This window comes from Legionella cherrii (genome assembly GCF_900635815.1).
Taxonomy (GTDB): domain Bacteria; phylum Pseudomonadota; class Gammaproteobacteria; order Legionellales; family Legionellaceae; genus Legionella; species Legionella cherrii.
Window position 1 is genome coordinate 44301 of sequence record NZ_LR134173.1, and the last position, 25842, is coordinate 70142.

A 25842-nucleotide genomic window follows, 5' to 3' on the forward strand; every position below is an offset into this window, starting at 1 on the left:
GTTTACAATTCAATCATCCCAAGCGCAGCGAAGGATCTCCTATCATAATGTGGGACTACAGGATCGAGCTTCCTCACTGTCCTTGGGATAAACGGTTTACAAACAAACTCTAAAAAGGACGTTCTTCAAAATAGCTAATCCCATCCTCTAACACTTTGACGGGCAGCTAAGGCTAACTCAGTAATTGATGACCAGTTGCCTTTTTTAATTGCTTCTTCAGGTACTAACCAAGAGCCTCCAACACAAGAAACATTGGATAGAGCTAAGAAGTCGACAAAATTAACTTCATTAATGCCGCCAGTTGGGCAAAATTTTGCTTGTGGAAATGGACCTTGCATCGCACGCAACATATTGACTCCTCCAGCAGCTGTCGCAGGGAAAAATTTAAAATGCGTATATCCCATAACAAGGCCTTCCATCAATTCGGAAACACTGGATATACCTGGAATGAAAGGAATAGTAGAATGACATCCAGCAGCTAATAGTTCTTGGGTTTTTCCAGGACTTAGTGCAAATTTTGCACCTAAATTCGCTACTTGTTCTAATTGTTCTGGAGTAGTTACAGTACCGGCACCAATTAAAGCATCTGGGAAAGTTTCGGTGAGTACCTTAATCGCATCCAAGGCGATCGGTGTTCTTAGTGTCACCTCAAGAACCTGAATACCGCCAGAAAATAACGCTGTGGCCAAAGGCACCGCATGTTCTATTTCTTTAATTACAACAACTGGGATTACAGGTGATGCACAGAATACAATTTCCGGTTGCACCATCCAATTTGGAAACGACATGAACCCTCTCCTTGCAGTCAGAAAGCCTAGATAAAATAACAGGGTAACTCGGGATCATTCCGGTTACTCTCATTGTCACTCACCATTAAGGTAATAGACCCCCCCCCTCTCCACCTGTGTTAGCGGCTGGGGTGAGGGTACCCCAATCACCCCCCTCATCGTCCTTATGGACACCTCCCCCTTATTGAGAGAAGGGAAAATCATTAGTTTAAAGACCGTTTCATTCTATCGAGCCAACGATTGTTTTAAATAAACTGCTGCGCCTAAAATTCCTGGCTGCTCGGCAGTAATTACATAGGTCGGAATTTTCGCATTAAACTCACTAAAACGCCCTTTTTCTTCAAAACGCGCTCTGAAATCACTGCCAGACAACAGGGAAATTAAACGTGGCACAATACCACCAGCAATATAAATACCACCAAAAGCGGCAACAATTAGCGCTAAGTCCCCCGCATAAGCACCGAGAATTGCGAAAAACTGTGCGACAGCTGCTTCTGCAATAGTACATTGTTGTGTTAAAGCCAAAGTAATAATCTCAGATGCAGGAATAGGAGGTTTCTCTTTTTGGTGCAATGCCGTCAATGCTTGATATAAATTTTCCAAACCTTGACCTGACAATAAGCGCTCATAAGAGACATGATCGTACTTTTTTTTCAGATGACAATAAATAAACCACTCCTGTTCCGTTTTGGCTCCCCAGCTGATGTGTCCACCTTCTCCCGCATGAGCTAAATATCCCTCTCGACCAGGAACAAGGAAAGCGACTCCGAGTCCTGTTCCAGGGCCTAATACCGCCCTTGCTCCATTGGGGTTTGCACTGCCTCTTCCTATCTGTATGATTTGCTGATCCGATAAAACAGGCAAGCTCATTGCAATCGCATTAAAATCATTCAAAACGTTCAGTTCTTTCAGATTTAACTTGTGTTTTAATTCGCTGATTGAAAAAGTCCAATGTGTATTGGTCATACAGAGCACATCATCAAGTACCGGACAAGCAATAGCAAGAACAACTTGATTAATTTCTTCCAATTGATGCTGTTCTTTATAGGCCAATAATACCGATTCAAGACTGGTGAACGCAGCGCATGAATAAATTTCAATTTTATCCATGACCAAGTTTTCTAAATTGACACGGCTAAAACGTGCAAAAGTTCCTCCAATATCGGCAACAATCGCATAAGACTTTAAATCATCAACTCTCATAACAAGACTCTTTTCCCTGAAACAAACTGCAAGCGCCCTGCTCAGCTCCGGTAAATTGTGACCTTAAACTGGTGAATAATTCTCGACCTGTGCCAAAGTGGAATGCTGGTTCATGCAAAACAGCTTTGGTTCTTTGTCCTAAGACCTGCTCAGAAACTAATAATTGTAATATACCTTGGTCTGCATCAATTAAAATCATATCCCCTGTTTCAACTCGAGAAAGCACCTCATTATCTAGCGCTTCTGGCGTAACATGAATTGCAGCGGGAACTTTACCTGAAGCACCTGACATACGCCCGTCAGTGACTAAAGCAACTTGATATCCTTTATCCATAAGCACACCGAGCTTGGGTGTTAATTGATGCAATTCTGGCATCCCACAGGCTTTAGGTCCTTGAAAGCGAACTACAACCACACAATCCTGATTTAACATCCCTTTTTGAAACATCTCCGCAAACTCTTCCTGACTGGAACAAACTACGGCGGGTGCTTCAATCTTACTTTTTCCTGGGGCGAGTCCGGAGGTTTTGATTACAGCACGTCCTATATTGCCACTTAAAACTTGTACCCCCCCTTGGGGCTTAAAAGGAGTTTTAGCTGAAATTAATACACGCTCATCACTCGAACTAGAAGGGCCAGAAACCCAGAGTAATTGTTCATTGTCCAATATGGGCTGTGCCGTATATCTTTGCAAACCATGTCCCATCACCGTATCAACATCTTCATGTAATAGCTCCGCTTCCAAAAGGGTATGGATAAAATAGGCCATACCACCAGCTCTTTGAAAATGATTAATGTCTGCATATCCATTAGGATAAATTTTGGCAATTAGGGGAGTAACCGCAGATAATTGAGCAAAATCATCCCAATTGATCGAGTAACCTGCCATACTCGCTATAGCAATCAAATGCATCGTATGATTGGTTGAACCACCAGATGCCAACAAAGCGACTATCCCATTAACAATGTTTTTGACATCGAAGATCTTGCCTATGGGCAGATAGTGCTCATCCAAATCGGTTAAAGAAAGAATCCGTTGCGCTGCATGCCGAGTTAACGCATCGCGCAATGGAGTATTCGGATTGATAAATGATGAACCCGGAAGTTGCAACCCCATCGTTTCTATAATCAGTTGGTTGGAATTTGCCGTGCCATAAAAAGTACATGTACCTGCAGAATGATACGAGGCGGCTTCTGCCTCAAGCAGTGCTTTTTTATCTGTTTTTCCTTCCGCATATAATTGACGGATACGTGCTTTTTCCTCATTTGATATTCCTGAAGGCATAGGACCTGCTGGAATAAAAATAAACGGTAAATGGCCAAAACTCAATGCGGCCATTAATAAACCAGGCACAATTTTATCGCAAATACCCAGCATGAGTCCGCCATCAAACATATTATGTGACAGCCCTACAGCTGCTGACATGGCAATCACATCCCGGCTTAATAAGCTTAACTCCATTCCTGACTGGCCTTGGGTTATCCCATCACACATTGCAGGAACACCCCCTGCAAATTGTGCGACACCTCCTGCTTCAGAAATAGCCTCTTTAATTAAAGAGGGGTAATTCAGGTAAGGTTGATGTGCAGAAAGCATGTCGTTATAAGCAGAAACAATAGCAATATTGGCTTTGGTCATACCGCTCAGGTTGGCTTTATCCTGCTTCACACAGGCAGCAAAACCATGCGCTAAATTGCCACAATGCAGTATGCTGCGTTGAGGCCCTTTTATACGCGATTTTTCAATATGCTTCAGATATAAATCTCTGGTATGAGTACTGCGTTTACGAATGCGATCAGTAACTTCAGCTACAACCGGGTGCATTTTTTTTCCTTAAGGTGCATACAACACCTGAACATTGGCATCTGCATTATTTAAAAAAGCACTAACTGGCATAACTCTGGGATCGTGCTCTGCCATTGCTTGATGCAACACAGCCAGTTTTTTGTGGCCTAATAAATGAAAAAAAATCACGCGACTATTTAACAATCTTTTTTTAGATAAGCTTATTCGTTGATGAGATGCTTTTTGGGGAGTAACACGAAGTACTGCTGCCGCATTATCATCTAACCCTTTATCAAGCTCATCCGAGCAAGGAAATAAAGATGCGGTATGTCCATCTTCCCCCATCCCTAAAACTACTGCATCAAAAGTCGGTAAAGAGGCAATGAGGTGCTCAATTTGTTCTAGCGAGTGCCCTTCGTTATATAAACTCAGGAAATGAGCTTTGGATGCGTGATTCTGAAGTAAAAACTGTCGAACCAAATGTTCATTTCGCTCGGAATCATGAGCAGGAACACAACGTTCGTCAGCCAGAGTTATTGTAACTTTATTCCAGGGAATATCTGTTTTTGCCAAGGCCTTAAATAAATCGATAGGAGTTTTTCCACCTGAAACTACTAGATAAGCATGACCTCGCAGATTGACCGCATCACCGAGAATCTGCTTTAGCCGGTTAGCTAAGTCTTCTGTTAATAAAGGCGCTTCACTAAAACTATGTAACTGCATTTTGTTCACCCCATACATGTGCTTTGCCATTGTATAAACGAATTACTTCCAAAGGCCCCCAAGTTCCTGATGGATAAGTATAGAGAGGGGTATCTTGTCTTTCCCATGCTTGCTTGATTTCATCAATCCATTGCCAGGCTTGCTCAACTTCTTCACGACTAACAAACAGATATTGATGGCCTAACATTACTTCCAACAACAACCGTTCATAAGCATCTGCAATTCTTTGTGAATTAAAAAGGTGATTGAAATTTAAATCCAACTTACTGTCCCTTAATTGCATGCTTTCACTAAGGCCAGGGACTTTATTCATCATTCGTAGCTCCACCCCCTCATCAGGTTGTAGACGAATAATGAGCTGATTCGGAGACAAGTCCTGTTTTAATTGTTTGAAAATGTTATATGGTTGTGGTTTAAAATAAATCACTACTTCACTTTGTTTTTTTGATAATCTTTTACCCGTCAATAAATAAAAAGGAACACCTGACCAGCGCCAATTATCAATATAGGCTTTAATCGCAACAAAAGTCTCCGTGGTTGACTTTTTGTAAGCCCCCTCTTCCTCCAAATATCCAAGTGTCTGTTGACCTCTAATTACGTTTCCCACATATTGAGCTCGCACGGTATGATCATGCACATGCGTATCTGAAATAGGCCGTAATGATTTTAATACTTTTAATTTTTCACTACGAATACAATCGGCATCAAGACTCATTGGCGGCTCCATGGCCAAAAGCGATAGGATTTGTAGTAAATGATTTTGCAACATGTCTCTTACTTGGCCTGATTTATCATAATAGGCCCATCGTCCTTCTACACCAACTTCTTCAGCCACGCTAATTTCGACTTTATCAATCGCTTGGTGGTCCCAATTTGAGGAAAAAATTGCATTTGCAAAGCGGAGTACTAAAAGGTTCAGTACCGTTTCTTTACCTAAATAATGATCAATTCGATAAATTTGACTTTCAGCAAAAAAATGGGCCACTTCGTTATTAATGGCAATCGATGAAGGCAAGTCATGGCCAATCGGTTTTTCTAAAACCACCCGCGATGGTTGATTGGTTAAGCCTATACTGGAGAGGCCTTGGCATGTTTGAGCATAGAGTGATGGAGGAATTGCAAAATAGGAAATGGGTATTCGCTCTTCAGGATTCACATAATCGATTATTTTTGCAAAATCTTCAGATTGGGTTAAGTCAATCTGGCAATAAGTTATGCGCTCCACAAGGCGTGACCAAACTCGTTCATCCAGTCCCTCACTTATAAAAGTCTGCATTTTAGATTTCATTAACTCGGTGAACTCAGTTAATGTTAACGAATCACGTGCACAACTAATTATACGTGTATGGGCATGAAGCAAATCAGCACATTCCAGCTGATACAAAGCAGGAAATAATTTACGACAAGACAGATCCCCCAAGGCACCGAATATAATTAAATCACAAGGATATTGTGCAGCGACTTCTTCGATCATGTTTATCCTAAATCAATCGTCTTTTAGAGGTTCAATACTAAATTGAAAGATAGTCCAGATCAACCCAAATCAAGATTATCTTCAAGGTCTGCACATGAAACCATTTTTGCTATCTAAGTTCTGCGTATAAACCGGGGAACCTAGACAAATGTAATTTTTTCATACGTCGCCGCTATGATCTTGAAAAAGAAGTTGCAATTTATACGAAACAGTTTAATGTGCTGCATTTTCAGGATCATTTCCAAGAAATTTGGGTATATTATTGCAAAACCTCATTTTTATGCTATATGAAGTAAATAAGGTAGCAGTTCGCTTCTGCCGGATATCCTATGGCTTAGCTTTGGAGCGATGACTTAGATGAGTAGTTGTTGCAGTACTGACCTTAACCTAAATCATTATTAGGAGAAGCAGATGCTTAATAAGAGATTTTCAGAAAGACTAAATAAAGAACTTGATAATATTGGAGCTCCCGAATCTAGTGCAGAACGTATTGAAGTATTATCAAAGCTCGTTAAGATTCCAAAATTTAAAGCAGAAGCATTACTGAATGGTGCTACAAATCCTGATGAAAAACTACTCAATGCGTTAGCACAAGAATTTGAAGTGAGTGCTGATTGGTTAGTTGGCAAAAGTGATTCATCTCATTAATATTATCTTCAGCTTGTACTCGTATAATACATATATTGGCTATAATTAAATCAAAACACTTATAATTGTGGGATATATGTATTATGCAAACACCTATAGATGCATCAATTGTGCGTTCCTTGCAACAACAACTTGATCAATACGACAATCGTGGTCCATTTTGCATAAGCCCTGATGGAGAAGCACAGTTATACGAAGGTATAGAAAAATATGAAGGAACTCGCTATGCATCAGCTAAATCTTATATAGAAAGATATCATCTAAATATAGACCCTAATGCTTCCTCTGATCCCCAGTTTTTTAGAAAAAAATTCATAGATTACATTCAGAATCATCCTTTCCCTCAATATAACGATGACCCTGCAATACGTAAGACCCGTCCTGAAGAAGCTACTACTACTATGGAACAATTTTTTGGTAAACAAGGTGCTGAATTATACCAACTCGCCTTAGAAGAAGAGATGCATAGCAAAGATTACAGGAATGCAGTAGTCATCAAGTCAACCTCTCATTTTGATGGCCCAAAATGGTTAGAACGTCCTGTGGTAGTCGTTGGTGGCCCCTCAGCCTCTGGAAAATCTTTTGCAGCACAAGCAGCAGTGGAAAAAGCAAAAGAGTTTTTAGCAGCTGATTATAGTGATATGAGTGGAAATCATGTGATAGCGGCTGATGGAGGAATTGTCCGTGAAGTATCGCAAATGCGTAAACTAGTCATCCAACTAGCCAATAATCAAGGATATACAGGTGTTGAAGATTTATATAAAAAATCTAAAAAATATATGGAAAGTGTAAAAGACTGTGTCCGTGAAGCAGCATTTTTAAGCCCTGAATTAGGTGTTGTGATTCCTGAAACATTTACAGACCCGTTAAAAGGAAAAAAACTGCTGAAACAAATTGAAAAGCTAGATAATACAAAACATATTTTTACACGTGTGGTAGGTCACAATGACACTGTATTTAAAAAAGTTGTTGCTTTTATGGGCTCAAGAAGAGCATGGAAAACCGATAATTTTAACCAAGAAGCATTAGATTTAAATAAATCCGGTTTAGCAGAATCCAAGGCATATGGCAAAGGCGGGTTTAAATGGGGTAAATTTTTCTCTAAAGAAGCTGAGGACTGGTTTAGACATAAGAGTAAAGATAAATTATATATGCACATCACGAATGATCTCATTCTTTTGAAACCCGATCCCAATCAACCAGGAAATTGGATTGATGCAAACCAAAACGATGACGGGGCACGCCTATTCTCTGAAAAGGCCTATAAAGAATGGAAAGCCTTGACTTCTGGACCTGATCCTGATGCTGCTCTTTCTCCTAAACCCAGCCTTATCGACTATTGCAAGGCACATTCAAAATCTCAAATTACAACATCGCCACAAATCGACTTTCTCGTCGCCCAAAAAAAAGTGGAACAAAAAATAGCTTTAGGCCATCAAAAAATTAATAAGTTAATGACTCAAACACCTGTTAACGAAGAAAAAATTAGGTGCCTAAAAACGAGAGAAGCCTTGTTAGAAGGCATTATGAACTTTTCATTAAAAAATTTGGATCGTTTGGAAGATATCGGACAAATGAAAGCTCAGGTTGAAGAGCAGCTGTTTACTCTAAGAATAGACCATAACGCGAAAAAAATTCTTAGCAAAAGAACAATGAATACAGTCAATGAATTTATAGAAACACTGGATAAGGCAACTAAAGAATTCGAAAATAATCCAAACTTCTATGAAAAGAGCAACAATACGGTCTTCTTTAAACGGAAATATAATGAAGTTTTAAAACAACTTGAAAATATCGATCAGCAAGAAGAGCAAACTACCCCGAACGGTCCGTTTTAATCATTCCGGATTGCTTACCAATCCTGAGCCTTTGGCCCAGGAACGGCCTTTTTCATTCAATCGTGTTGAAAATCGACCGTTCACAAGTTCGCTTCCTATCTGACCTATAACTCCTGAAGTGCATTCAATAAATTATCTATATCTTTTTCATTATTATAGTAATGCAAGGAAACTCTAATACCGCCATCGCGTTGAGTTACCCAGACATTATGGCTTTCCAGGAGTTTCATGATTTTATCTAACTCTTGGAAAGGCCCTAACTGTACGATACCTGAGCGACATTGCTTCTCAGTATTTGAAAGTACAGGAATATTGAATTGACGTAATCGTTCTATTAAATAATCAGTAAGAGATGTAATACGCGCTGCGATATTTGAAATACCAATTTCTTCAATCAGATCAAGTGCCGCATTAAAACCGGAAAAAATAGTCATATTATCCCAGCCCAATTCAAAAACTCGAGCAGATTGATAAAATTGACAGCTTCCATCAAAGTTCATCGCAGACTGTACACTTCTCCATCCGATTAAAGCGGGAGTCAATTTTTTAAAGAAGTCTGGATGAATATAGATAAATGCTATTCCTTCACCACAGCACATCCACTTATAACAAGAACAAACTAATGCATCAATTCCTTGCTTTTTAACATCGATAGGGAATGCACCAATTCCTTGAGTTCCATTCACAATAAAATGCGCGTCTTTTTTTAAGTGCTTAATTTGTTCCAAATTAAGTTTATAACCATTAGCATAATGGACGTAACTGGCAACAATTGAAGAAATTCTTTCATCTTCTTGTTGAGCAGAATCTAACCGTGCAGCAAGATCCGCAGCTGAATCAGTCCATTTTACTGAATGTCCAGCATTTTCCCAAGGTAAAATCGATGAAGAAAAATCATTTTTTACAAGCAAAACAGAATCTTCACGGGGGAGCGAATGAGCTAATGCGTTCATACCGAATGAAACACTAGGAATAAAAGCAATATGCTCTTTTTCTGCATTAATCAATTGAGCAATTTTTTCTCGACATGTTTCCATCAGCTGAATGTTGTCACCAAAAATTCTTCCCCCATTCAATGCCAGTGATTGGTATCGGTCAGTCACTGCCTGAAGTGCTTGCTTTGATAAAGCCCCCCCTCCAGCTGTCATAAAATAGGTTTGTTGATTTACAACAGGAAACAGTTCTCGGTATTTTTCCCAATTTATCATTATCTTATAACCCTTCTTCGCAACAATAATTTAACTCCAGCCGTTCTTTAGCCTCTTCTTCACTCATACCGTCTAAAACGTAAAGAGTTCCTGCCTTAGTTTTTGCAATCCCTAATTTATTGGCGAGTTGACCGGGCATAAAAACATGGATATGTTCAACAGCAATAGACAATTGATGCAAAATATCTGTTTTTAGTTGTTGAATTAATGCTGAAATTTGTGCTGAATCTAAATTGTTTAATAATTCAATTCTCAATTCAACGGCACCACCTCGTGTAATAATTTGGTAATCACAGGCAATTTGATCATATTGAAATAGAATATTTTCAATTTCTATAGGAAAAGCTGAATTTCCAGTGGTTTTACACTGAATTAAATCTGCAGCTCGCCCCATCGCATTGATCACTGGAGTAGAATACTCACAACCACAGTCATTTTGTAATTTACCAAAATCACCCGTTTTATAACGTAACAGTGGCATATGATTTTTATGGGTATTGGTTAAAACGATATTGCCTAATTCTCCCTCATTCTTTATTGGTGTATTAAAATCATCTTCTAATAATTCAATAATCAAATAAGGTTTTGAAGGTAAATGATACTGATGTTTACTGCATGATACTAAACCACCACTATCAAGTTCCGTTAATCCATAAACTCCATGAACAGTTGCTCCTCCATATAGCTTACTGATACGAGCAAATTTAGCTTGGGAGATAATTTCCCCTGTTAAAATAATTTTTTTAATTGAAGATGTTGCCGGATCAATACCTTGTGCACGCATTGCCTCCGCGTAACGCAGGGTTTCTAATGGGCGAGCAATAAGTAGCTCAGGCTTCATACGAGCAAAAATTTCCAACATTTTTCTAGGTGAGCACAGATGAGTCTTTACTCCAGTGGGAATAGCCATAATCCCTAATTGGTTTAACGCAGCAAAATATTTTAAGCCAATAGGATTCATTTCAAAAGGTAATGCAATCACAGCACTTTTAACTTCGGTTTTATCTAAAGCGAGCCATTCGTATATAAAATTTGCAAATTCTCGACTGCGTTCTGGACCTAAATCAGGAATAACAGGAAATGGATTGCCTGAAGTACCGCTTGTTTCAAAATAAGCAGGAGGTCTTTTGGCAAGTGCTTCATCAACAAGGACAGAAATTCCAGGATATTTTTTATCAAGGGTTGGGAAATGCCGAAGATCACTTAAATCATTAATTGAATCTGGAACGTTCTTGTAGGTGTTTTTATAAAATGCAAAATTCTCTTTTACATATTGAATCAAATCGTTAAAGCGATTACACAATACTTCTTGATCACTTTTGCTTAAAAATATACTCGACATAGTAACCCCAAAAAATTGAATAAATTACTTCCATGTTTCATTGAAGCGTTCAATATGTTGATGCTATGCATCCGCTAATGCTTCTTTGTCCTTGGCACCTATGCTGTAATTATTTTTGATCTGCATCATTAAGAAATCAGCATATTCCATTGGTTCAAATATTGGCTTTTTCTCAGTATTAACCGGTGCTATTACCGCATGAGGATCCGGTTCAAAAAATAGTGGAATAGAATATCTTTCTTTCCCAGAAACATTAATTACGCGATGTGGTGTTGAAATATATTCGCCGTTACTGAGGCGATGCATCATATCTCCAGTATTTAAAATAAAGGCTCCGTCTAGAGGAGGTACATCCAACCAGGTACCATCACATTGTTTCACTTGTAACCCACCCACTGAATCTTGAGCTAACAAAGTCAATGCCCCCCAATCAGTATGAGGTGCAATTCCATATTGATGCTCAGGAATTACTTCAGGTTGTGCTGGATAATATTGCAAGCGTAAGAAAGTGGTTGGCTTGATAAAAAATTTATCTAATTCATAATAATTCTGATTTAATGATAGGGAAAAAACACGAATTAAGTTACGCAATAGGAGTAAAACATTTTCACGATAATGTAGTAATACATTCTTAAAATCAGGCAATAAATGTTCTGAAGGCCACTGATTAGGTCCAGCAAGATTAATACCTAATTTATAATCTTCATCTGTATCGGGCACATCATGACCCAATATAAATGCGGCGCTTTGATTAGGTATCATCGTTTCACCTAAAGTTGATAACTTAAAACGAGATCCTTGAATGGCCATATACCCGCGGAAAAATTGGTTTTGCTTTATTTTTAACTTTTCTTCTTCAGGCAAATGGTGAAATAATCTTGATTGTTCAAAAATCGTATCAAACATATGTTGAGAAATCCCATGATTAATAACATATGCGAAACCAATATTGGTATATACTTCTTTAAACTGCTGGGCTAAAGCGTGTAAATCATGTATTGAACGAGCAGTAAAAAGGGCTGAAACATCAATTATTGGGATTTGGCTCACTTTTATCATAAAAATTCCTTAAAAACCGCCTATAACAAAACAATATTTGGTAAAAATGCCCTCCCTAACATTTTGGCATCCTAAAAAAGGATGCCTCCTGATGACTGATGTTCGTTATTTCTTTTTAAAACGCAGATAAATCCACTGACATTTATCACTGTATTCATCAGTAACAAATAGTTCTCGCGTTTTCGCCATGCCAGGTGTTAAAGGTTTAGGATAAATAATGTAGTCATAACCCATTTTTGCCCAAAGTGGCATTACAATAGGACATTCCTCTATGAGATAGTTCAATCCATGAGTAAATAGAGTACTTGTATCTGTAGAAGGATTAATCAGGGTTAAGCGCTCAATATAAGTCAAAACATTCGTATGAAGAGCAGCCTTATATTCTTCATTGTCACGATAGGCAGCATCTACACGCTCTTTGAGTGCTGCATAGTCTTCATGTAATAGAAAATCATCCCAACGAATAATGCTATGGGGTACATTCAATTTACTCAGTGCAAAAGCACTTCGTTCGAGCCAAAGATCACCTGCCTCTTTGGCAAAGATGTATGCCTTTTCTTCACCCAATCTACCGTAATGATTATGCTTTTGCAGCGTATCAGCGAGTACAATGTCACAGCGTCCAAATGGATATTTATTAACTAGTTCAATTGTTGCTAAAAACTTCCCTTTTTCATGATAAGCCTGTCCAACACTAATAAATAACAGAGCCTTCTTTCCTTCAAAATTCATTTTCTTATTTTCACTCTCGATATCCAGATCAGAATATCTGAATGAAGCCTTATGCGTATTTAATTCCTCCGTGTTTACTGGGCTCCATTGTTCCTCAATTTGATGTTCGACAGAAAACATTTATAGCTTCCTTTTGAAAATTGTTATTTTTTAGCACTCCAAATTGCTAACTATTTAATTTTAAAGTGAAAAATATTTACAATTTGAGAGTTGGGCGTGATTATATCAATTATCCGTACTATTTCACTATTTTTTTTTCATTAAACATTAAAAATATTCACTTTGCTATTTACTAATTCAATAAATTTGTTTTTAATGAGGTCAAAATTAACGACTAACTTAAGTAGTAGGCATATAGGATCCAAGATGGCTCAGCAGATGAAGAATCCGTTAAAATGGTATAGTAAGGAGATTAAGGACGGCCCTGCAAATTCGAGAGAACTCTCGTTACATGAAAAAAAAGTAGTCACTCAAGTTCTAGATCTTTTGGAAAACAAAGATTCTGCATGGGATAACAGTGCGGTCAAAAATACATTGCAGCACGAACTTCGCCCATTATTCGACGAAATCATGCATTCTTTAATCCAAGTTCGCGGATTTATAACCATAACTGGATTTCCCTCCGCCAATGATAAATACAGTGCTGAGATAATTAAAAAATTTCTTTTAGCGTTTTGCTCACACTTGGGTTCTCCTCTAATCCAAAACAAAAACAATGATCTGATATTTGATGTTAAAAGTATCGAGGGAATGACTCTTAATACCAAAGATTCGCGTGGTCCTTATGTGAAAGATGCTCTGCCAATGCATACCGATGCAGGAGCTATTCTGGGGATGTATTGTCTTGCATCCGCTGATGTTGGTGGTCATACGATACTTGCCAGTTCCCGGACTGTTCATGATGAAATACAAAAAATAAGACCTGATCTTCTTGAGGTATTATATCAACCTGTGTATGCGGATCGGCGTGGAAATGAACCAGCAGGCGAACTACCGTATGATTTAAGTCCGGTCTTTGCTATGTATGAGAATGAATTGCGTTGTCAATATCATCAACCATTTTATAACGATGCGCAAAAAAAATTCCCTGAGCTACCGCGTTTTTCATCGCAACAAATTGAAGCCATGGAATTATTCGATGAAATTTCACTACGAGAAGATATTGCATTTGAAACAAAAGTAAAGCCAGGTAGCATAATTTTTATCAATAATGAAGAAATCCTCCATGGAAGAACAACTTTTGATCACCCTGAAAATCAAACCGTGCGTCACCTATTAAGGATTTGGTTAAATACCCCGATAATTAAACATACCTTTCCTAGCTTTTTAGGGTACCCAGGATAAAATAAATACAACACGGATGTTGCCACGTTCCTCTATTGAAAATTTTATTTGTTTTAAAATAGATATTAATTTACAATTTTCCCGCATACCATGGCTAAAAATTATCTTTTGTAGCCCTTTTTTAAACATACTCTTAGGATGAAACGTGTCTACAACCACCAAAGTCGATAATTATCAACATAAATGGTATGCATTTATGGGAATTGCCCTACTGTCTTTTGGATGTTATCTCGATTATACCGTAGTAAATGTCGCATTACCCACCATCCAACATGAATTACAAGCCAACCTAGTATCCATGCAATGGGTCATGAATATTTACTTTCTGGCATTATGTGTTTTAGCTACGGTAATGGGTGGATTTGGTGATTTATATGGACGCCGACGTTGTTTATATCTAGGAGGAGCGATTTTTGTCATTGCATCGATCATCGCCGGTCTCTCTTCTCATATTCATTGGTTGATTTTTGGTCGTTTATTGCAGGGTGTCGGTGCTGCAATTATATTTCCTTTAGGGCTCTCACTACTCCCCCAATTTTTCCCTGAACAAGAGCGAGGTAAAGCCGTAGCTTGGTTTGGCAGCATAGGCGGCATTGCATTAGCCTTGGGCCCCCTTTTAGGCGGTCTTATCGTTACTTATCTGGGGTGGAGATGGATTTTCTTCATCAATATTCCTATCTGCTTATTAGGATATATTTTTTGTTTCAAATCTGTTTCAGAATCGCAAACTAATTCCCAACTGATTGCTTTAGATATAAAAGGGATGCTTTTACTTGCATTCACTATGGGCAGCATCGTATTAGGTTTAATTTATAGCCAAAGCTATGGTTGGAGCGCACCAATCACGTTAACCTGTTTTGCAGTGACTCTGATCATGGGCAGTTTATTAGTCAAAGCTGAAAATAATCATCCTAATCCTCTTATTGACTTTAAAGATTATTCCAATTTACTCTTTTCAGCCGGAGCTATTCTTGTCTTTTTAGCCGGTATATTAAGCGCCGTTACTTTATTTTTCGATCCCCTTTATTTACAAATTATCAAAGAGCAATCGGCACAATTATCTGGCTTTGTTTTATTTGCCATACCTGTCTCAGTGTTTTTAATTGCTTTTTTTGTAGGAAAACTAATTCATAATCTGGGATTGTTGCATACTATTTTACTTGGGTTGTTCTTAGGGTGTTTGGCAACCCTATTACAAGTGTTTTTTACCAGTAATGCCTCATTATTCTACATTATTTTTGCATTTATTGGTCTTGGAAGCATGTGGGCAATGGGTAATACTGTCTCAATCATTGCAGCCCAAACCGCAGTAGGCCCTGAACGTGCAAGTGTTGCAACAGGATCTATGGTTACTTTATTTAATATCGGTGGCTCTATAGGCTTATCTCTTGCAATTGTTATTTATAATTTTGTAACCAATCATTCTCTATCTTCGCTATCTAAAGACCACTTAAATGGGCTAAGTGAAACACAAATTTCCAGTTTACAAGAGTTCATAGCCAATCCAACTCATTCATTACAACTTTCAGAAAATGATTTAACCCATCAATTGTTTAATAAAATATTCATGAATGGTTTTACTGGCGTGATGGCGTTTCTATTTATCGCTTCTCTTATTGCCCTCTCAGTTATTTGGCGGGGCAAAAAAGTTGAAAGCAAAGTGAAGGTCAATAAAATTACCCGTGTTAAGAATAATGGTTCTGTAGCTTAATCAGTAGCCTGGTGCTTGCTACCAGGCTCAAATTAAAATTCCCTTCCTGTTTGCAACCAAACCTCTTAGAAAAAATAAAGACTCTGGGGACAATGTGGCGGCAATTAACCGTGAAATCGATCATTAGCAGTGATCGGTTTTGCATGTTTTTCAATATATTCAATAATTTTTCCAGCAATATTAATGCCTGTTGCTTTTTCTACACCTTCAAGACCAGGTGAAGAGTTAATCTCCAAAACCAGAGGTCCATGATTCGAGCGAATCAAATCAACACCAGCAACTTTTAAACCCATTGTTTTAGCAGCACTGGCTGCAATTGCACGCTCTTGCGGTGATAATTTTACCTTGACTGCTTTTCCGCCTTGATGCACATTCGCACGAAACTCGCCATCTTTTGCTTGCCGTTTCACAGCAGCAACTACCTTCTCTCCCACAACAAAGCAACGAATATCAACCCCACGTGATTCCTCAATGAATTCTTGCACCAAAATATTGGCATGCATTTCTTTAAACGCATTAATGATGCTTACGGCAGATTGATGACTATCCGCTAGGATTACTCCTTTACCTTGCGTTCCCTCTAATAATTTAATAACTAAAGGTGCACCGCCAACCATGCGTACTAAATCCTCAGTATCATCAGGTGATTGAGCAAAGCTCGTTAATGGCATAGGAATACCTTTTCGCGCTAATAACTGTAACGAGCGGAATTTATCTCGAGAGCGTGCAATAGCTATAGATTCGTTTAAGGTATACATGCCCATCGTTTCCATATGACGTAAGACTGCTGTTCCGTAATAAGTATTCGATGCGCCAATTCTGGGAATCACCGCATCAAAATGAGGCAAGGGAGAGCCACCTCTATAATGAACCTTAGGACAAGAAGCGGCGACATTCATGTAACAATAGAGTGGATTTATTATTTTAATTTCATGACCAGCAGCCTCACCCTCCTCCTTCAAACGCTTGTGAGAGTACAAATGTGGATTAGTGGCTAATATTGCAATTTTCATGAAAAACGCTTTCCTCAACTATTTATTTTTATTATTAAAGTTCCATGTTAAAAATTTATTTATGACAGACTCATCTAAATAAAGCCTAGTCTAAAAATGTAAAAATCACATTGGAAATAAAAAAAATATATTTATAAAAAATTCCCCAATTTAGGAAACCAATAACAGGTAATCTTTTGCTAATAAATCAGCATGATGTGGCGTAGTAAAAAATGCATTAAGTTCTCCTTGCGGATTAAATAGCATTAAAGCGCCGCTATGCTGAATATCATAATTTGTTGCATCATCAACTCCCTTTTCAACCACCTTCGCATAAGCGATACCCATTTCTCGAGTCATTGATTTAATAGACTCTTCATCGCCACGTGCTCCATAAAAATTTGGATGGAATGACGTCACATAACCACGTAGTTTCTCTGGGCTATCACGTTCTGGATCGATAGAGATCATCACGATACGAGGTAAATTCTTCACGCCCTTGTATTCAAGGATATGATACATTTTAGTCAATTCCGCCATTGTAGTTGGACAAACATAACCGCAGTTTGTAAAACCAAAAAACATTAAAGTCCATTTTCCTTTTAAGCTTTTATTATCGAATGATTTTTCATCAATTCCTGTCAATTGAAACCGATTCACAGGTCTTGGATTTTCAAGGTATGTACCATGGAATGTGGTCACATCGATTTTTTTCTTAAAATGGAAATGTTGGCCTACAAAAATTCCTGAGAATAATCCTGCAAGAGCCAGCAAAACAACTACGGTAAAGGTAACACTCTTAGCCTTTAAACTCATTTTACCCCCTTATAGGAACATACAGGAAATAAGTCTCACTACACGTCACTCAAATGACTATGCATTTGCATTGTGGCATGGGACTTATTTCATACACATTCCTTATAAATAATGATCGATCAATAAAAAAACAAACAACAACATCAAATAAACTATTGAAAATCTAAAGGTTTGCATCGCAACAACGGGCTTATCAGTACGATATAACTTGTGAGACCAAAACAAAAATCGTCCACCAAGCACTAAGGACCCTATTAAATAAAACAAACCACTCATCCCGACAACAAAAGGCAGCATACTTACAACCAATAATAAAATGGTATATAAATAAACACTTAGTTTTGTAAACTCGATACCATGTGTCACTGGTAACATCGGAATTTGCGCATGTTGGTACTCTTCATAGCGATAAATCGCTAAAGCCCAAAAATGGGGCGGCGTCCAAATAAAAATAATTAATACCAACAATAAAGCTTGAGGATCCAATTGATTGGTCACCGCTGTCCAACCGAGTAACGGTGGAGCAGCTCCGGCTAATCCGCCAATGACTATGTTTTGAGAGGTAGCTCTTTTTAAATAGCCAGTATAAACACCGGCATAGCCAATCAATGTAATAAAAGTGAGTAAGGCAGTTAATTGATTTACAAAAACAACCAAAACGGTCAAACCGAGAGTTCCCATAATTACAGCAAACCCTAAGGCTTGACGTACTGAGACTTGGCCACTGGCCACAGGTCTTTTTTTTAGTTCGAGCCATAATGGCATCGATTCGCTTATCCACTAAATGATTAATTGCAGCGGCACTGCCTGCACACAATCCAATACCAAGTAATGAAGAAATAATAAGGATAAACTAACCCAACCCGGTGCTGCCAAGTACATGCCTACAACTACAGTCAACAGCATAAGTAATACAACTCGAGGTTTACATAACTCAAGATAATCACGCCAAGCAGCTGACGAGGGTTGAACTACATGATCAACGTGCATCATTTTGCCCCTTACGCGTCAAATGAAGAGTACTAAATACCGTTGCCAATAAAAGCGCCGCAACGCCATTATGAGCTACCGCCACACTGATTGGGAGGAGATAGATTACATTCAAGATACCTAAAGTAAATTGAACGAATATGAGTAGGAGCATGAACACCGCTGCTGTTTTGAGATAATTGAAACTGCTTCGCCGCAGGATCAATAAAGAAAGCACTAGGATATAAGCAGCAGTGATTAGGGCCCCTAATCGATGAATCCATTGAATCGTTACCCGCACATCATGATCTAATAAACCTCCTTGATAATTAGCTCCTACTGGTGAAAATAAATTAAAACCTTGGGCAAAATGCAAATCAGGCACCCACACTCCATTACACTGTGGGAATCCAATACATGAGATCCCAGCATAGTTTGAACTCACCCAACCACCTAAAGCGATTTGAAGAAAAACGATGACCACCCCAAGACGTAACCAAGGACGCCATTGTGGTAAATCCTGCCCGCTTAATGAACTGATTTGCAATCGAAAGCGACTTAAGCAAGTAACAATCAAGATCCCGCCTAAAAGATGTCCCATGACCACCACGGGCAGTAACTTTAAAGTTACGGTCCACATTCCCAAAGCAGCTTGAAAAAAAACCAGTATGAGCAACGCAGTGGGCAAATGCCAAGGCATCAAATGATTACCTTGTAAGCGTTTGCGTAGTGCTGAAAAACCAATAAAAAAAATCAATAAAGCTAAAGACCCTGCGACATAACGATGCACCATTTCAGTCCATGCTTTTCTAGACTCGATAGGAATTTGCGGATATTGAGTCTGTGCTGCCTGTAATTTTTCCTTAGCACTCGGAAGAACCATCTGTCCATAGCAACCCGGCCAATCGGGGCAGCCTAAGCCAGCGTCCGTTAAGCGTGTATAAGCACCCAACATCACGACGAACAAAGATAAAAGCACAGCAAATGATACTACATATCGTAATAATTTATTCTGCATCAGATTAATCACTCTTGTTTTCTGTGGTATTCAACAACAACTTCAAATCTTTATATACATCCTCAGGATTCACCTGAGGGGCATAACGAAGAATCAAATAATTACCTGGATCAGCTACAAATACTTTTGCATTTGAAAATAAAGTGTCTTTTGCAATAAGCTCAGTCGCAGATAATGTCGCTACTTTAAAATCTATATCCTTTAAATAGGTTTGTTGTTCTTGCGATAAAGGAGGTGCTTTATCACTGAGAAGAAGCCATTGATCGACTTGATATAACTTACGTCCTAATGCCAGACGAATACGCGCCAGAACATCCAATTGCTTCATACATGCCTGCTCACAAGCCTGAGGACTCCAAAAAATGATCCGCCATTTAGACTTTCCTTCCAAAGTATCCAAAAGCACTGGTGGATTCAGTAAAATCCCCTTGTTGACCCGTGGAGCTCCCAACCAAGAAGGATGCTGGAAAAACAAATAAGCAGCTATTCCAGGAGCGGCAAATAGTACAACTAACAACAATAAAATATAATATTTACTGACTTGTTTTCTCATTTTTTATCTTCAGATTTAATGCTACAAATATAATTAGTACCACTAATGCCATAACAAACCACTGCAAAGCATAAGCTAAATGCCGCTGCGGAGGCATAGATACCGTCTCCCATTCACGCACAAATCCATTTGCATCTTGCTTGTCGAGGCGAATAATAAACGGAGAGACCGATTTTTGCAAAATTTGACTTATCAATTGATCATCTACACGTTCCAAAATGATTATTTTATTCCCTTTCTCTTCCAAAGCAGGACCTAAAACCCATTGTTTTTTACTTGGAAAATATGCCGAACCCTGTAATTCTATTACTCCTTTAGGAATTTGAATATTTGGAAGAACCCGGCGGGTTAACTCACCAGGAACCCATCCTCGATCAATTATTACGAGGGTGCCATCAGATAACTCCATGGGACTTAGTACATCGTAACCAAATTGATGGTTATGATGCTGATTATCCAATAAGAATATTTGTGACAAATATTTCCCTTTCAATACAATGCGCTCATATTGCAAAGGTAATTTTTTCTTTGCGGACCAGAGAACTGGTTTTTGCCTTTCTTGTGTCTTTTGTGCAAGAATCATTTTGGTTTTTTCATCGGCGCGATGAATTTGCCAAAAGCCAAGGCGAAGAAACAAAGAAAAAAATACGACAGCAAGAAGCAACATTGGCCAGCTTGGGGTGAAACGAAATTTAAAACAGGTTAAACTAGGCATCATTATTTAATTGTTCAAATGTTAGTCATAATCAGACGGCAATTCAGGAGTATAACAAATGATCACCAAAATTATCATCATCTTTGCCATGATTATCATCGCCGCCTCTCTAGCAAGTGGTCTTATTTTTCTTATTCGTGATTCAGGTAACTCCAAACGCACCATAAAAGCCTTAACCATAAGAATAACTATTTCGGTGAGCTTATTTATATTTTTATTAATTGCTTTTAAACTGGGTTTAATTAAGCCTCATGGCATTTAATTGGTTACTGCTCGGTGGGGCATGCTTAAATCATAATAGAAGTCGGATTGAACGCTCAGGTTGAACGAAAAAGAGGATATAATATGCGTATCTTATTAATCAGTTTTCTATTTCTTTGTCATTGCATACATGCTGACACGATAAAGAACTACATGAATATTGCTGATAATATCCCTCAGATGGAAATTAAAGCAGATCCTCAAGCACAAGCCTGGGCGCGGTCCGCCCGTCATGTTTTGACAATAACCTGCGAAAGCATTGCTGAAACCATGATTCAGGCAAATGAAATCGCAAAAAATCAGGGTAGTCCTATTTTTTGCTTGCCACCAAGCGTACAACTGAATGCACCTACCCTTTGTGAACTGATTCAACAAACCTACAAAGAAATCTCAAGTCAGCAAAGTGATAAAGACTCGATGACCGTTTCACAAGTAGCCTGGTTAGGTGCGAGTAAACACTACCCATGTCAACAAAATACTGCGGCCAAAAATGAAATGCTTCATGTTTCTGCCGCGTTAGGGCAACCCTCAGCAGCACAAACACCAACAGAACAGCATTAGATGGAGCTCGGGCCTTGGCCCGACAAAAAAACTCTTTGGCAATCATTTTAATCAAAATGAATTTTTTATGTCGGGTCAAGACCAGGCTTAAGTTTGATTAATTCTTTTAATGGCTATTTACTGAACTCTTCAAACGCTTCTAAAGCTTCTGCAGCATACATTAGAGATGGACCACCGCCCATGTATACAGCCATACCTAAAGTTTCTAAAAATTCTTCGCGTGTTGCTTGTAACTTAATTAAAGCTTGCGCATGAAATCCGATGCAACCATCACATTGCTTTGCAACAGCAAGGGCCATAGCAATTAATTCTTTAGTTTTTTTATCGAGTACACCGTCTTTAGTGGCTGCTTGCGCAAGAGCTGAAAATCCAGACATGACTTCCGGCATTTCCTTACGCATTTTAGCTAATTGAGTACTGATGTCTTTGGTGATGTGAGAAAATTTATCTGACATTTAGAAAGCTCCTATTGTAACTACTCACTCTTGCTTACCTTCTTGCTTTTGGTTGATGAAGCAGTAAGTAAAGATTTAATAGAGTAATTGTATTAATAATTATGCCAAGCAGGCACTCTAATTTATCATGGGTGTAGGATATAAACTGTCTTTTATATCAAACTCACGTTAATTTACCGCATTACTTTGTTTAGAAAAAGGTTTTTGTAGGATGCATGGTCAGGTGACTCAACCTGATTAAGGATAGCTTGCCTCTCTCGAGCACATTGTTGCGCCAAGACCGGACTTAGGCTTGCTCCACTTTGCTGTTAATTCTTTTAATCATTGGTTCCTTAATTCACCTATTAGTTTAAAGTTATAATGATTTTTTAAATTTACCGCTTCTTTTTTATAGCCATGCCTAGAAATGAGGTCTATAGGGAAAAATGGAGTAAAAGGAGGCTCCTTGGATTTTTTGTTATCGCCTGATTAAAATCCAATCCGTCAACCATGCCGGACGAGTAACTTTGGAAGCTTTATAAAAAAATAATCGCTGTTTTAGAAGATATCAAAAGGCCTACTGTATTAAGGCGGAGCTAAGCTATTCGCCTGGTAACGGAGCAACTCCCAAAGTTACTTTACTGGCTGAAAAGAATTTTACATATCAGCATCCGCTAAATTTCCTTTAATCAATCTGACTTGCCCATGTATTTTGAGCAATTGCTGTTCTTTAAATTGAAAATAAGCAATCACTTCCGCTTCAATGGCTAAATGATTCAGATTGACTCCTTTAGGATAATAGAGGGCAAATACTTCATTGCCTGCTTCCATAAGGTGTTTATATTCCATGTCATTAATTTTCAAATTCTGCTTTTGCTCGATGACATGAGCAATATATTCATTACGGTTCATTATTACCCCATTAATGCATTGCTCATATTCAGGATGAAAAAAATGTTTTACGGTTGAAGCGACATCCAAATTGGGATCGTAAACAGACTCCCAAATACGTTTTAATAGATCAGAATAAGACATATTGGACTACCTTATTAAATGACTTTAATTATGAATAATAATTTTGTTATGTTGACATCATAAACTGGAATCGATGTTAAGAAAAATTTATGAATGCCCATTCCCAACGCAGAATACCTAACGACCAGACCACTCAAAATGGCATCACGGGAAAGCCTCTCGACAGCACTTGTTTTATTTGGGTTAATCGTATTTTAAGGAAAATCCTATAAAATAGGATGACCAATTGCAGCAAATGGCACAGATGATTGTGGGTTAGTGCTAGACGCAGCGAAGGTTGCTCATTCAATTATAAGGTATGAAACAATGAGAAAACTGGCTTTTATTGTAATTTATTTTGTAGCCTTTAATGCAAAAGTTTTTGCGACCCCTGCTGTCTATGCTACCCAGACCTTCTATAAAATACTTGGGACTACCGAACATGATTTGCGCAATCAGCTGAATAAGTTAGGGCCTTTTTTCTCAGATAAACGCTATGATGCAAAAACAACTTGGCAAATTAATTGGAACTATAAATGGCATTATGATAATCCCACCAAAAATCCTTGCTACCTTACAGAAGTAAAGGTAACGGCTAATATTGTGACTATCTTACCTGAATGGGAAGATAAAGATCACGGTAGTGCTGAGGCCCAATTAAAATGGGAGAATTACCTTGCTCATTTGAGCCAACATGAAGAGGGACACGCAAATAATGGTAAGGAAGTGGCCGCTGAAATAGAAAACGCCTTATTAGCCATCCCTCCAATGCTTTCTTGCGAGCTGCTGCAATCCACTATTGAAAATACAGCTCAAGTTATCGTGAAGCGACATAATATCTGGGATATAAATTATGATGCGACAACCCAACATGGCAAAACACAGGGAGCTTCCTTTCCCTAGAGTTTTAGCAAAATTAAATTCATCACTCTCTTGAAAAAAACATTTCAATATAAAACATAGCAATTTATATCAAAATGCTATACTCTCCCTTTTTTTGTGGAGAGCAATATGGGTATAGTCAAAATTTCTGATGAATTACATGAAGCAACGAAACTGATGGCAAGAGCCATGAGCCGCTCAATTAACTCTCAAGCAGAATATTGGATTCGAATAGGAAAGCTGGCAGAAGAAAATCCATCCATTACTTACTCTGAAATTCTCAAAATTTTAATCAATCAAGCATCATCAGGTGAGATACGCGATGTTAGTGAAGACGCCTAAAGAAATAGAAAAAATGCGGGTTGCCAGTAATCTAGCAGCCTCTGTCCTCCAAATGATAGAAACTTATGTGGTTGCAGGGATCAGTACGAGTAAACTTGAGGAAATTTGCCGTCAATACATCATTAATGATTTAGGAGCAATTCCCTCAACATTAAACCACTATGGATTTCCTGCGTGCATTTGCACCTCCATAAATCATGTGGTGTGTCATGGCATCCCTTCTGATAAGATACTTAAAAATGGCGATATTATTAATATTGACGTTACAGTTCAAAAAGACGGTTATATCGGTGATACCAGCAAAATGTTTCTCGTGGGTACTGTAAAACCTTTTGCTAAAAAATTAGTAGCGGTTGCCCAGGAGTGTCTCTATAAAGCGATTTCAATAGTCCGTCCAGGAACTCAGCTGGGTGATATAGGCAATATAATCCAAACGCATGCAGAACAACATGGATATTCAGTGGTGCGTGAGTATGGTGGCCATGGAATTGGTCGTTCCATGTGGGAAGAACCAGATGTCATGCATTTTGGCAAACCTAATACCGGATTACGATTACACGCAGGAATGACGTTTACCATTGAACCAATGCTCAATTTAGGTCGTAAGGAAGTCAAAACGTTAGGCGATGGTTGGACTGTGGTCACCAAAGATCACAAATTATCCGCACAATGGGAACATACCATTTTAGTCACTGATCATGGATATGAGGTACTTACCTTAAGACCAGAAGAGCATTTGATTTAATAAATTTTAAATGTTTTAAATGAACGTAGGCCGTCGTTCAAGGCACTTAATCGTTCCCTCTCCACCTTTGGCGGAGAGGGCTAGGGTGAGGGGGAATGCAACCTAATATCTTCCTTAATCTTGACGGCTATGACCGATATCCGACAAATACTTACTAATCTGCAGCTTTTTTAACACATCGATTTCCGCAAGCAGTCGCGATACAGCTTTGACCGACACCACAATCATCGTCTTTAGTGCATTGTTCCCAGCATGATGTACAATTCTTAGGGCAATTAGCTGCCAATTTAGATGATTTAATAAGCATTGTATCTTCTGAAGACGAATAACCATTCATGTTAAGTCCAATAACCAGGAACAATAAAGCACTTAACGGTACACTTTTCATTTTAAGTCTCTTTTAGTTTACTGAGATAAGCAACTGTCTCGAGTATTACTACAGCCTTGGATGCAGGGTTGGTACTGCTCCTTGCAGTAGGACTCATCATTATTCTTAGTACACTGGTTATATTGGGTTTCACATGAGCTCATACAGTAATCGTATTTGGTATTGCACGATTGATCATCTGCATAGCTTACATTCAGCCAACCGAAAAACATGACGCTGATTAGTAAGACATGAAATTTTTTCATTTACTCATCTCCTTTCTATTGAGGATTGAAAAAATTGATCATGAATATTTA

27 protein-coding genes and 1 pseudogene are annotated in these 25842 nt (G+C 38.4%); 9 read left to right on the top strand and 19 right to left on the bottom strand.

Annotation, left to right across the window (positions count from 1 at the left end; genetic code table 11):
• Positions 1-134: 134 nt before the first annotated feature.
• The 5 genes from EL022_RS00215 to zwf form a co-directional block, all read right to left on the bottom strand.
• The gene (locus tag EL022_RS00215; RefSeq protein WP_028380911.1) at positions 135-788 is read right to left on the bottom strand and encodes a bifunctional 4-hydroxy-2-oxoglutarate aldolase/2-dehydro-3-deoxy-phosphogluconate aldolase; all 654 of its coding nucleotides are present in this window, start codon (positions 786-788) and stop codon (positions 135-137) included.
• Between the two features lie 225 nt (positions 789-1013).
• A complete protein-coding gene (gene glk / locus EL022_RS00220; protein WP_028380910.1) occupies positions 1014-1991 on the bottom strand; it encodes a glucokinase in 978 nt (325 codons plus the stop codon).
• The gene (edd, locus tag EL022_RS00225) at positions 1981-3816 is read right to left on the bottom strand and encodes a phosphogluconate dehydratase (protein WP_028380909.1); all 1836 of its coding nucleotides are present in this window, start codon (positions 3814-3816) and stop codon (positions 1981-1983) included. Before edd ends, glk begins: the two co-directional genes overlap by 11 nt.
• A 9-nt stretch (positions 3817-3825) precedes the next feature.
• Complete coding sequence (pgl, locus tag EL022_RS00230; protein WP_028380908.1) at positions 3826-4500, bottom strand: 6-phosphogluconolactonase; 675 nt, start codon at positions 4498-4500, stop codon at positions 3826-3828.
• Positions 4487-5974, bottom strand: coding sequence for a glucose-6-phosphate dehydrogenase (gene zwf, locus EL022_RS00235; RefSeq protein ID WP_028380907.1), 1488 nt, complete (start codon positions 5972-5974; stop codon positions 4487-4489). The genes pgl and zwf overlap by 14 nt, the downstream gene beginning before the upstream one ends.
• Positions 5975-6385: 411 nt before the next feature.
• Between zwf and EL022_RS00240 the strand changes: the two genes are divergently transcribed.
• Positions 6386-6622 (top strand): hypothetical protein, encoded by a 237-nt coding sequence (locus tag EL022_RS00240; RefSeq protein ID WP_028380906.1) that lies wholly within the window; start codon positions 6386-6388, stop codon positions 6620-6622.
• Positions 6623-6705: 83 nt separating this feature from the next.
• Positions 6706-8460, top strand: coding sequence for a hypothetical protein (locus EL022_RS00245; protein WP_028380905.1), 1755 nt, complete (start codon positions 6706-6708; stop codon positions 8458-8460).
• 104 nt (positions 8461-8564) lie between these two features.
• Here the strand turns inward: EL022_RS00245 and EL022_RS00250 are convergent, their stop codons facing one another.
• From EL022_RS00250 to EL022_RS00265, 4 genes are all read right to left on the bottom strand, one after another.
• Positions 8565-9668 carry an aminotransferase class V-fold PLP-dependent enzyme gene (locus EL022_RS00250; protein WP_028380904.1) on the bottom strand — a complete coding sequence of 368 codons (1104 nt, stop codon included), beginning with the start codon at positions 9666-9668 and terminating at the stop codon, positions 8565-8567.
• 4 nt (positions 9669-9672) lie between these two features.
• Positions 9673-11010: a phenylacetate--CoA ligase family protein gene (locus tag EL022_RS00255; protein WP_028380903.1), complete on the bottom strand. Its 1338-nt coding sequence runs from the start codon at positions 11008-11010 to the stop codon at positions 9673-9675.
• A gap of 63 nt (positions 11011-11073) precedes the next feature.
• Complete coding sequence (locus EL022_RS00260) at positions 11074-12069, bottom strand: isopenicillin N synthase family dioxygenase (RefSeq protein ID WP_028380902.1); 996 nt, start codon at positions 12067-12069, stop codon at positions 11074-11076.
• Between the two features lie 105 nt (positions 12070-12174).
• Positions 12175-12921, bottom strand: coding sequence for a hypothetical protein (locus tag EL022_RS00265; RefSeq protein WP_081776874.1), 747 nt, complete (start codon positions 12919-12921; stop codon positions 12175-12177).
• Between the two features lie 246 nt (positions 12922-13167).
• Here EL022_RS00265 and EL022_RS00270 point away from each other — a divergent pair, with 246 nt between their 5' ends.
• The gene (locus tag EL022_RS00270; RefSeq protein ID WP_051544442.1) at positions 13168-14145 is read left to right on the top strand and encodes a TauD/TfdA family dioxygenase; all 978 of its coding nucleotides are present in this window, start codon (positions 13168-13170) and stop codon (positions 14143-14145) included.
• Positions 14146-14290: 145 nt separating this feature from the next.
• Positions 14291-15856 (top strand): MFS transporter, encoded by a 1566-nt coding sequence (locus EL022_RS00275; RefSeq protein WP_028380900.1) that lies wholly within the window; start codon positions 14291-14293, stop codon positions 15854-15856.
• Positions 15857-15960: 104 nt separating this feature from the next.
• Here the strand turns inward: EL022_RS00275 and rimK are convergent, their stop codons facing one another.
• From rimK to EL022_RS00305, 6 genes and pseudogenes are all read right to left on the bottom strand, one after another.
• Entirely contained in the window at positions 15961-16869 is a 909-nt protein-coding gene (gene rimK, locus EL022_RS00280; protein ID WP_028380899.1) for a 30S ribosomal protein S6--L-glutamate ligase, read from the bottom strand.
• A 150-nt stretch (positions 16870-17019) separates the two neighbouring features.
• A complete protein-coding gene (locus EL022_RS00285) occupies positions 17020-17664 on the bottom strand; it encodes an SCO family protein (RefSeq protein ID WP_028380898.1) in 645 nt (214 codons plus the stop codon).
• Between the two features lie 102 nt (positions 17665-17766).
• Positions 17767-18654: pseudogene (cyoE, locus tag EL022_RS00290) on the bottom strand (heme o synthase).
• Positions 18644-19651, bottom strand: a complete 1008-nt coding sequence (locus tag EL022_RS00295; protein WP_028380896.1) for a COX15/CtaA family protein — start codon at positions 19649-19651, stop codon at positions 18644-18646. The pseudogene cyoE and the gene EL022_RS00295 overlap by 11 nt, the downstream one beginning before the upstream one ends.
• A 4-nt stretch (positions 19652-19655) precedes the next feature.
• Positions 19656-20204, bottom strand: a complete 549-nt coding sequence (locus tag EL022_RS00300) for a hypothetical protein (RefSeq protein ID WP_028380895.1) — start codon at positions 20202-20204, stop codon at positions 19656-19658.
• Positions 20185-20919 (bottom strand): SURF1 family protein, encoded by a 735-nt coding sequence (locus EL022_RS00305; protein ID WP_028380894.1) that lies wholly within the window; start codon positions 20917-20919, stop codon positions 20185-20187. Before EL022_RS00305 ends, EL022_RS00300 begins: the two co-directional genes overlap by 20 nt.
• 58 nt (positions 20920-20977) lie before the next feature.
• On the opposite strand from EL022_RS00305, the gene EL022_RS00310 reads away from it, so the two are divergent.
• Both EL022_RS00310 and EL022_RS00315 read left to right on the top strand, forming a co-directional pair.
• A complete protein-coding gene (locus EL022_RS00310) occupies positions 20978-21181 on the top strand; it encodes a twin transmembrane helix small protein (RefSeq protein WP_028380893.1) in 204 nt (67 codons plus the stop codon).
• Between the two features lie 83 nt (positions 21182-21264).
• On the top strand, positions 21265-21741 hold the full coding sequence (locus EL022_RS00315) for a hypothetical protein (RefSeq protein ID WP_051544441.1): 477 nt from the start codon (positions 21265-21267) through the stop codon (positions 21739-21741).
• Between the two features lie 113 nt (positions 21742-21854).
• Here EL022_RS00315 and EL022_RS00320 read toward each other — a convergent pair whose 3' ends face one another.
• Entirely contained in the window at positions 21855-22196 is a 342-nt protein-coding gene (locus tag EL022_RS00320) for a carboxymuconolactone decarboxylase family protein (RefSeq protein WP_028380892.1), read from the bottom strand.
• Positions 22197-22832: 636 nt separating this feature from the next.
• Positions 22833-23210: a hypothetical protein gene (locus tag EL022_RS00325; protein ID WP_028380891.1), complete on the bottom strand. Its 378-nt coding sequence runs from the start codon at positions 23208-23210 to the stop codon at positions 22833-22835.
• Positions 23211-23516: 306 nt separating this feature from the next.
• Here EL022_RS00325 and EL022_RS00330 point away from each other — a divergent pair, with 306 nt between their 5' ends.
• From EL022_RS00330 to map, 3 genes are all read left to right on the top strand, one after another.
• A complete protein-coding gene (locus EL022_RS00330; RefSeq protein ID WP_035900739.1) occupies positions 23517-24092 on the top strand; it encodes a DUF922 domain-containing Zn-dependent protease in 576 nt (191 codons plus the stop codon).
• Positions 24093-24200: 108 nt separating this feature from the next.
• Positions 24201-24413, top strand: a complete 213-nt coding sequence (locus tag EL022_RS00335) for a ParD-like family protein (RefSeq protein ID WP_028380889.1) — start codon at positions 24201-24203, stop codon at positions 24411-24413.
• On the top strand, positions 24394-25158 hold the full coding sequence (map, locus tag EL022_RS00340; RefSeq protein WP_028380888.1) for a type I methionyl aminopeptidase: 765 nt from the start codon (positions 24394-24396) through the stop codon (positions 25156-25158). The genes EL022_RS00335 and map overlap by 20 nt, the downstream gene beginning before the upstream one ends.
• 154 nt (positions 25159-25312) lie before the next feature.
• On the opposite strand, the gene EL022_RS00345 is transcribed toward map, so the two are convergent.
• Complete coding sequence (locus EL022_RS00345; RefSeq protein ID WP_028380887.1) at positions 25313-25546, bottom strand: hypothetical protein; 234 nt, start codon at positions 25544-25546, stop codon at positions 25313-25315.
• 17 nt (positions 25547-25563) lie between these two features.
• A complete protein-coding gene (locus EL022_RS00350; protein ID WP_081776872.1) occupies positions 25564-25791 on the bottom strand; it encodes a hypothetical protein in 228 nt (75 codons plus the stop codon).
• Positions 25792-25842 lie beyond the last annotated feature (51 nt).

Excerpts from the sequence above, each read along its gene's own strand:
- EL022_RS00215 (WP_028380911.1), bottom strand. The coding sequence starts at position 788 with ATGTCGTTTCCAAATTGGATGGTGCAACCGGAAATTGTATTCTGTGCA.
- glk (WP_028380910.1), bottom strand. The coding sequence starts at position 1,991 with ATGAGAGTTGATGATTTAAAGTCTTATGCGATTGTTGCCGATATTGGA.
- edd (WP_028380909.1), bottom strand. The coding sequence starts at position 3,816 with ATGCACCCGGTTGTAGCTGAAGTTACTGATCGCATTCGTAAACGCAGT.
- pgl (WP_028380908.1), bottom strand. The coding sequence starts at position 4,500 with ATGCAGTTACATAGTTTTAGTGAAGCGCCTTTATTAACAGAAGACTTA.
- zwf (WP_028380907.1), bottom strand. The coding sequence starts at position 5,974 with ATGATCGAAGAAGTCGCTGCACAATATCCTTGTGATTTAATTATATTC.
- EL022_RS00240 (WP_028380906.1), top strand. The coding sequence starts at position 6,386 with ATGCTTAATAAGAGATTTTCAGAAAGACTAAATAAAGAACTTGATAAT.
- EL022_RS00245 (WP_028380905.1), top strand. The coding sequence starts at position 6,706 with ATGCAAACACCTATAGATGCATCAATTGTGCGTTCCTTGCAACAACAA.
- EL022_RS00250 (WP_028380904.1), bottom strand. The coding sequence starts at position 9,668 with ATGATAAATTGGGAAAAATACCGAGAACTGTTTCCTGTTGTAAATCAA.
- EL022_RS00255 (WP_028380903.1), bottom strand. The coding sequence starts at position 11,010 with ATGTCGAGTATATTTTTAAGCAAAAGTGATCAAGAAGTATTGTGTAAT.
- EL022_RS00260 (WP_028380902.1), bottom strand. The coding sequence starts at position 12,069 with ATGATAAAAGTGAGCCAAATCCCAATAATTGATGTTTCAGCCCTTTTT.
- EL022_RS00265 (WP_081776874.1), bottom strand. The coding sequence starts at position 12,921 with ATGTTTTCTGTCGAACATCAAATTGAGGAACAATGGAGCCCAGTAAAC.
- EL022_RS00270 (WP_051544442.1), top strand. The coding sequence starts at position 13,168 with ATGGCTCAGCAGATGAAGAATCCGTTAAAATGGTATAGTAAGGAGATT.
- rimK (WP_028380899.1), bottom strand. The coding sequence starts at position 16,869 with ATGAAAATTGCAATATTAGCCACTAATCCACATTTGTACTCTCACAAG.
- EL022_RS00285 (WP_028380898.1), bottom strand. The coding sequence starts at position 17,664 with ATGAGTTTAAAGGCTAAGAGTGTTACCTTTACCGTAGTTGTTTTGCTG.
- EL022_RS00295 (WP_028380896.1), bottom strand. The coding sequence starts at position 19,651 with ATGCAGAATAAATTATTACGATATGTAGTATCATTTGCTGTGCTTTTA.
- EL022_RS00300 (WP_028380895.1), bottom strand. The coding sequence starts at position 20,204 with ATGAGAAAACAAGTCAGTAAATATTATATTTTATTGTTGTTAGTTGTA.
- EL022_RS00305 (WP_028380894.1), bottom strand. The coding sequence starts at position 20,919 with ATGCCTAGTTTAACCTGTTTTAAATTTCGTTTCACCCCAAGCTGGCCA.
- EL022_RS00310 (WP_028380893.1), top strand. The coding sequence starts at position 20,978 with ATGATCACCAAAATTATCATCATCTTTGCCATGATTATCATCGCCGCC.
- EL022_RS00315 (WP_051544441.1), top strand. The coding sequence starts at position 21,265 with ATGCGTATCTTATTAATCAGTTTTCTATTTCTTTGTCATTGCATACAT.
- EL022_RS00320 (WP_028380892.1), bottom strand. The coding sequence starts at position 22,196 with ATGTCAGATAAATTTTCTCACATCACCAAAGACATCAGTACTCAATTA.
- EL022_RS00325 (WP_028380891.1), bottom strand. The coding sequence starts at position 23,210 with ATGTCTTATTCTGATCTATTAAAACGTATTTGGGAGTCTGTTTACGAT.
- EL022_RS00330 (WP_035900739.1), top strand. The coding sequence starts at position 23,517 with ATGAGAAAACTGGCTTTTATTGTAATTTATTTTGTAGCCTTTAATGCA.
- EL022_RS00335 (WP_028380889.1), top strand. The coding sequence starts at position 24,201 with ATGGGTATAGTCAAAATTTCTGATGAATTACATGAAGCAACGAAACTG.
- map (WP_028380888.1), top strand. The coding sequence starts at position 24,394 with ATGTTAGTGAAGACGCCTAAAGAAATAGAAAAAATGCGGGTTGCCAGT.
- EL022_RS00345 (WP_028380887.1), bottom strand. The coding sequence starts at position 25,546 with ATGAAAAGTGTACCGTTAAGTGCTTTATTGTTCCTGGTTATTGGACTT.
- EL022_RS00350 (WP_081776872.1), bottom strand. The coding sequence starts at position 25,791 with ATGAAAAAATTTCATGTCTTACTAATCAGCGTCATGTTTTTCGGTTGG.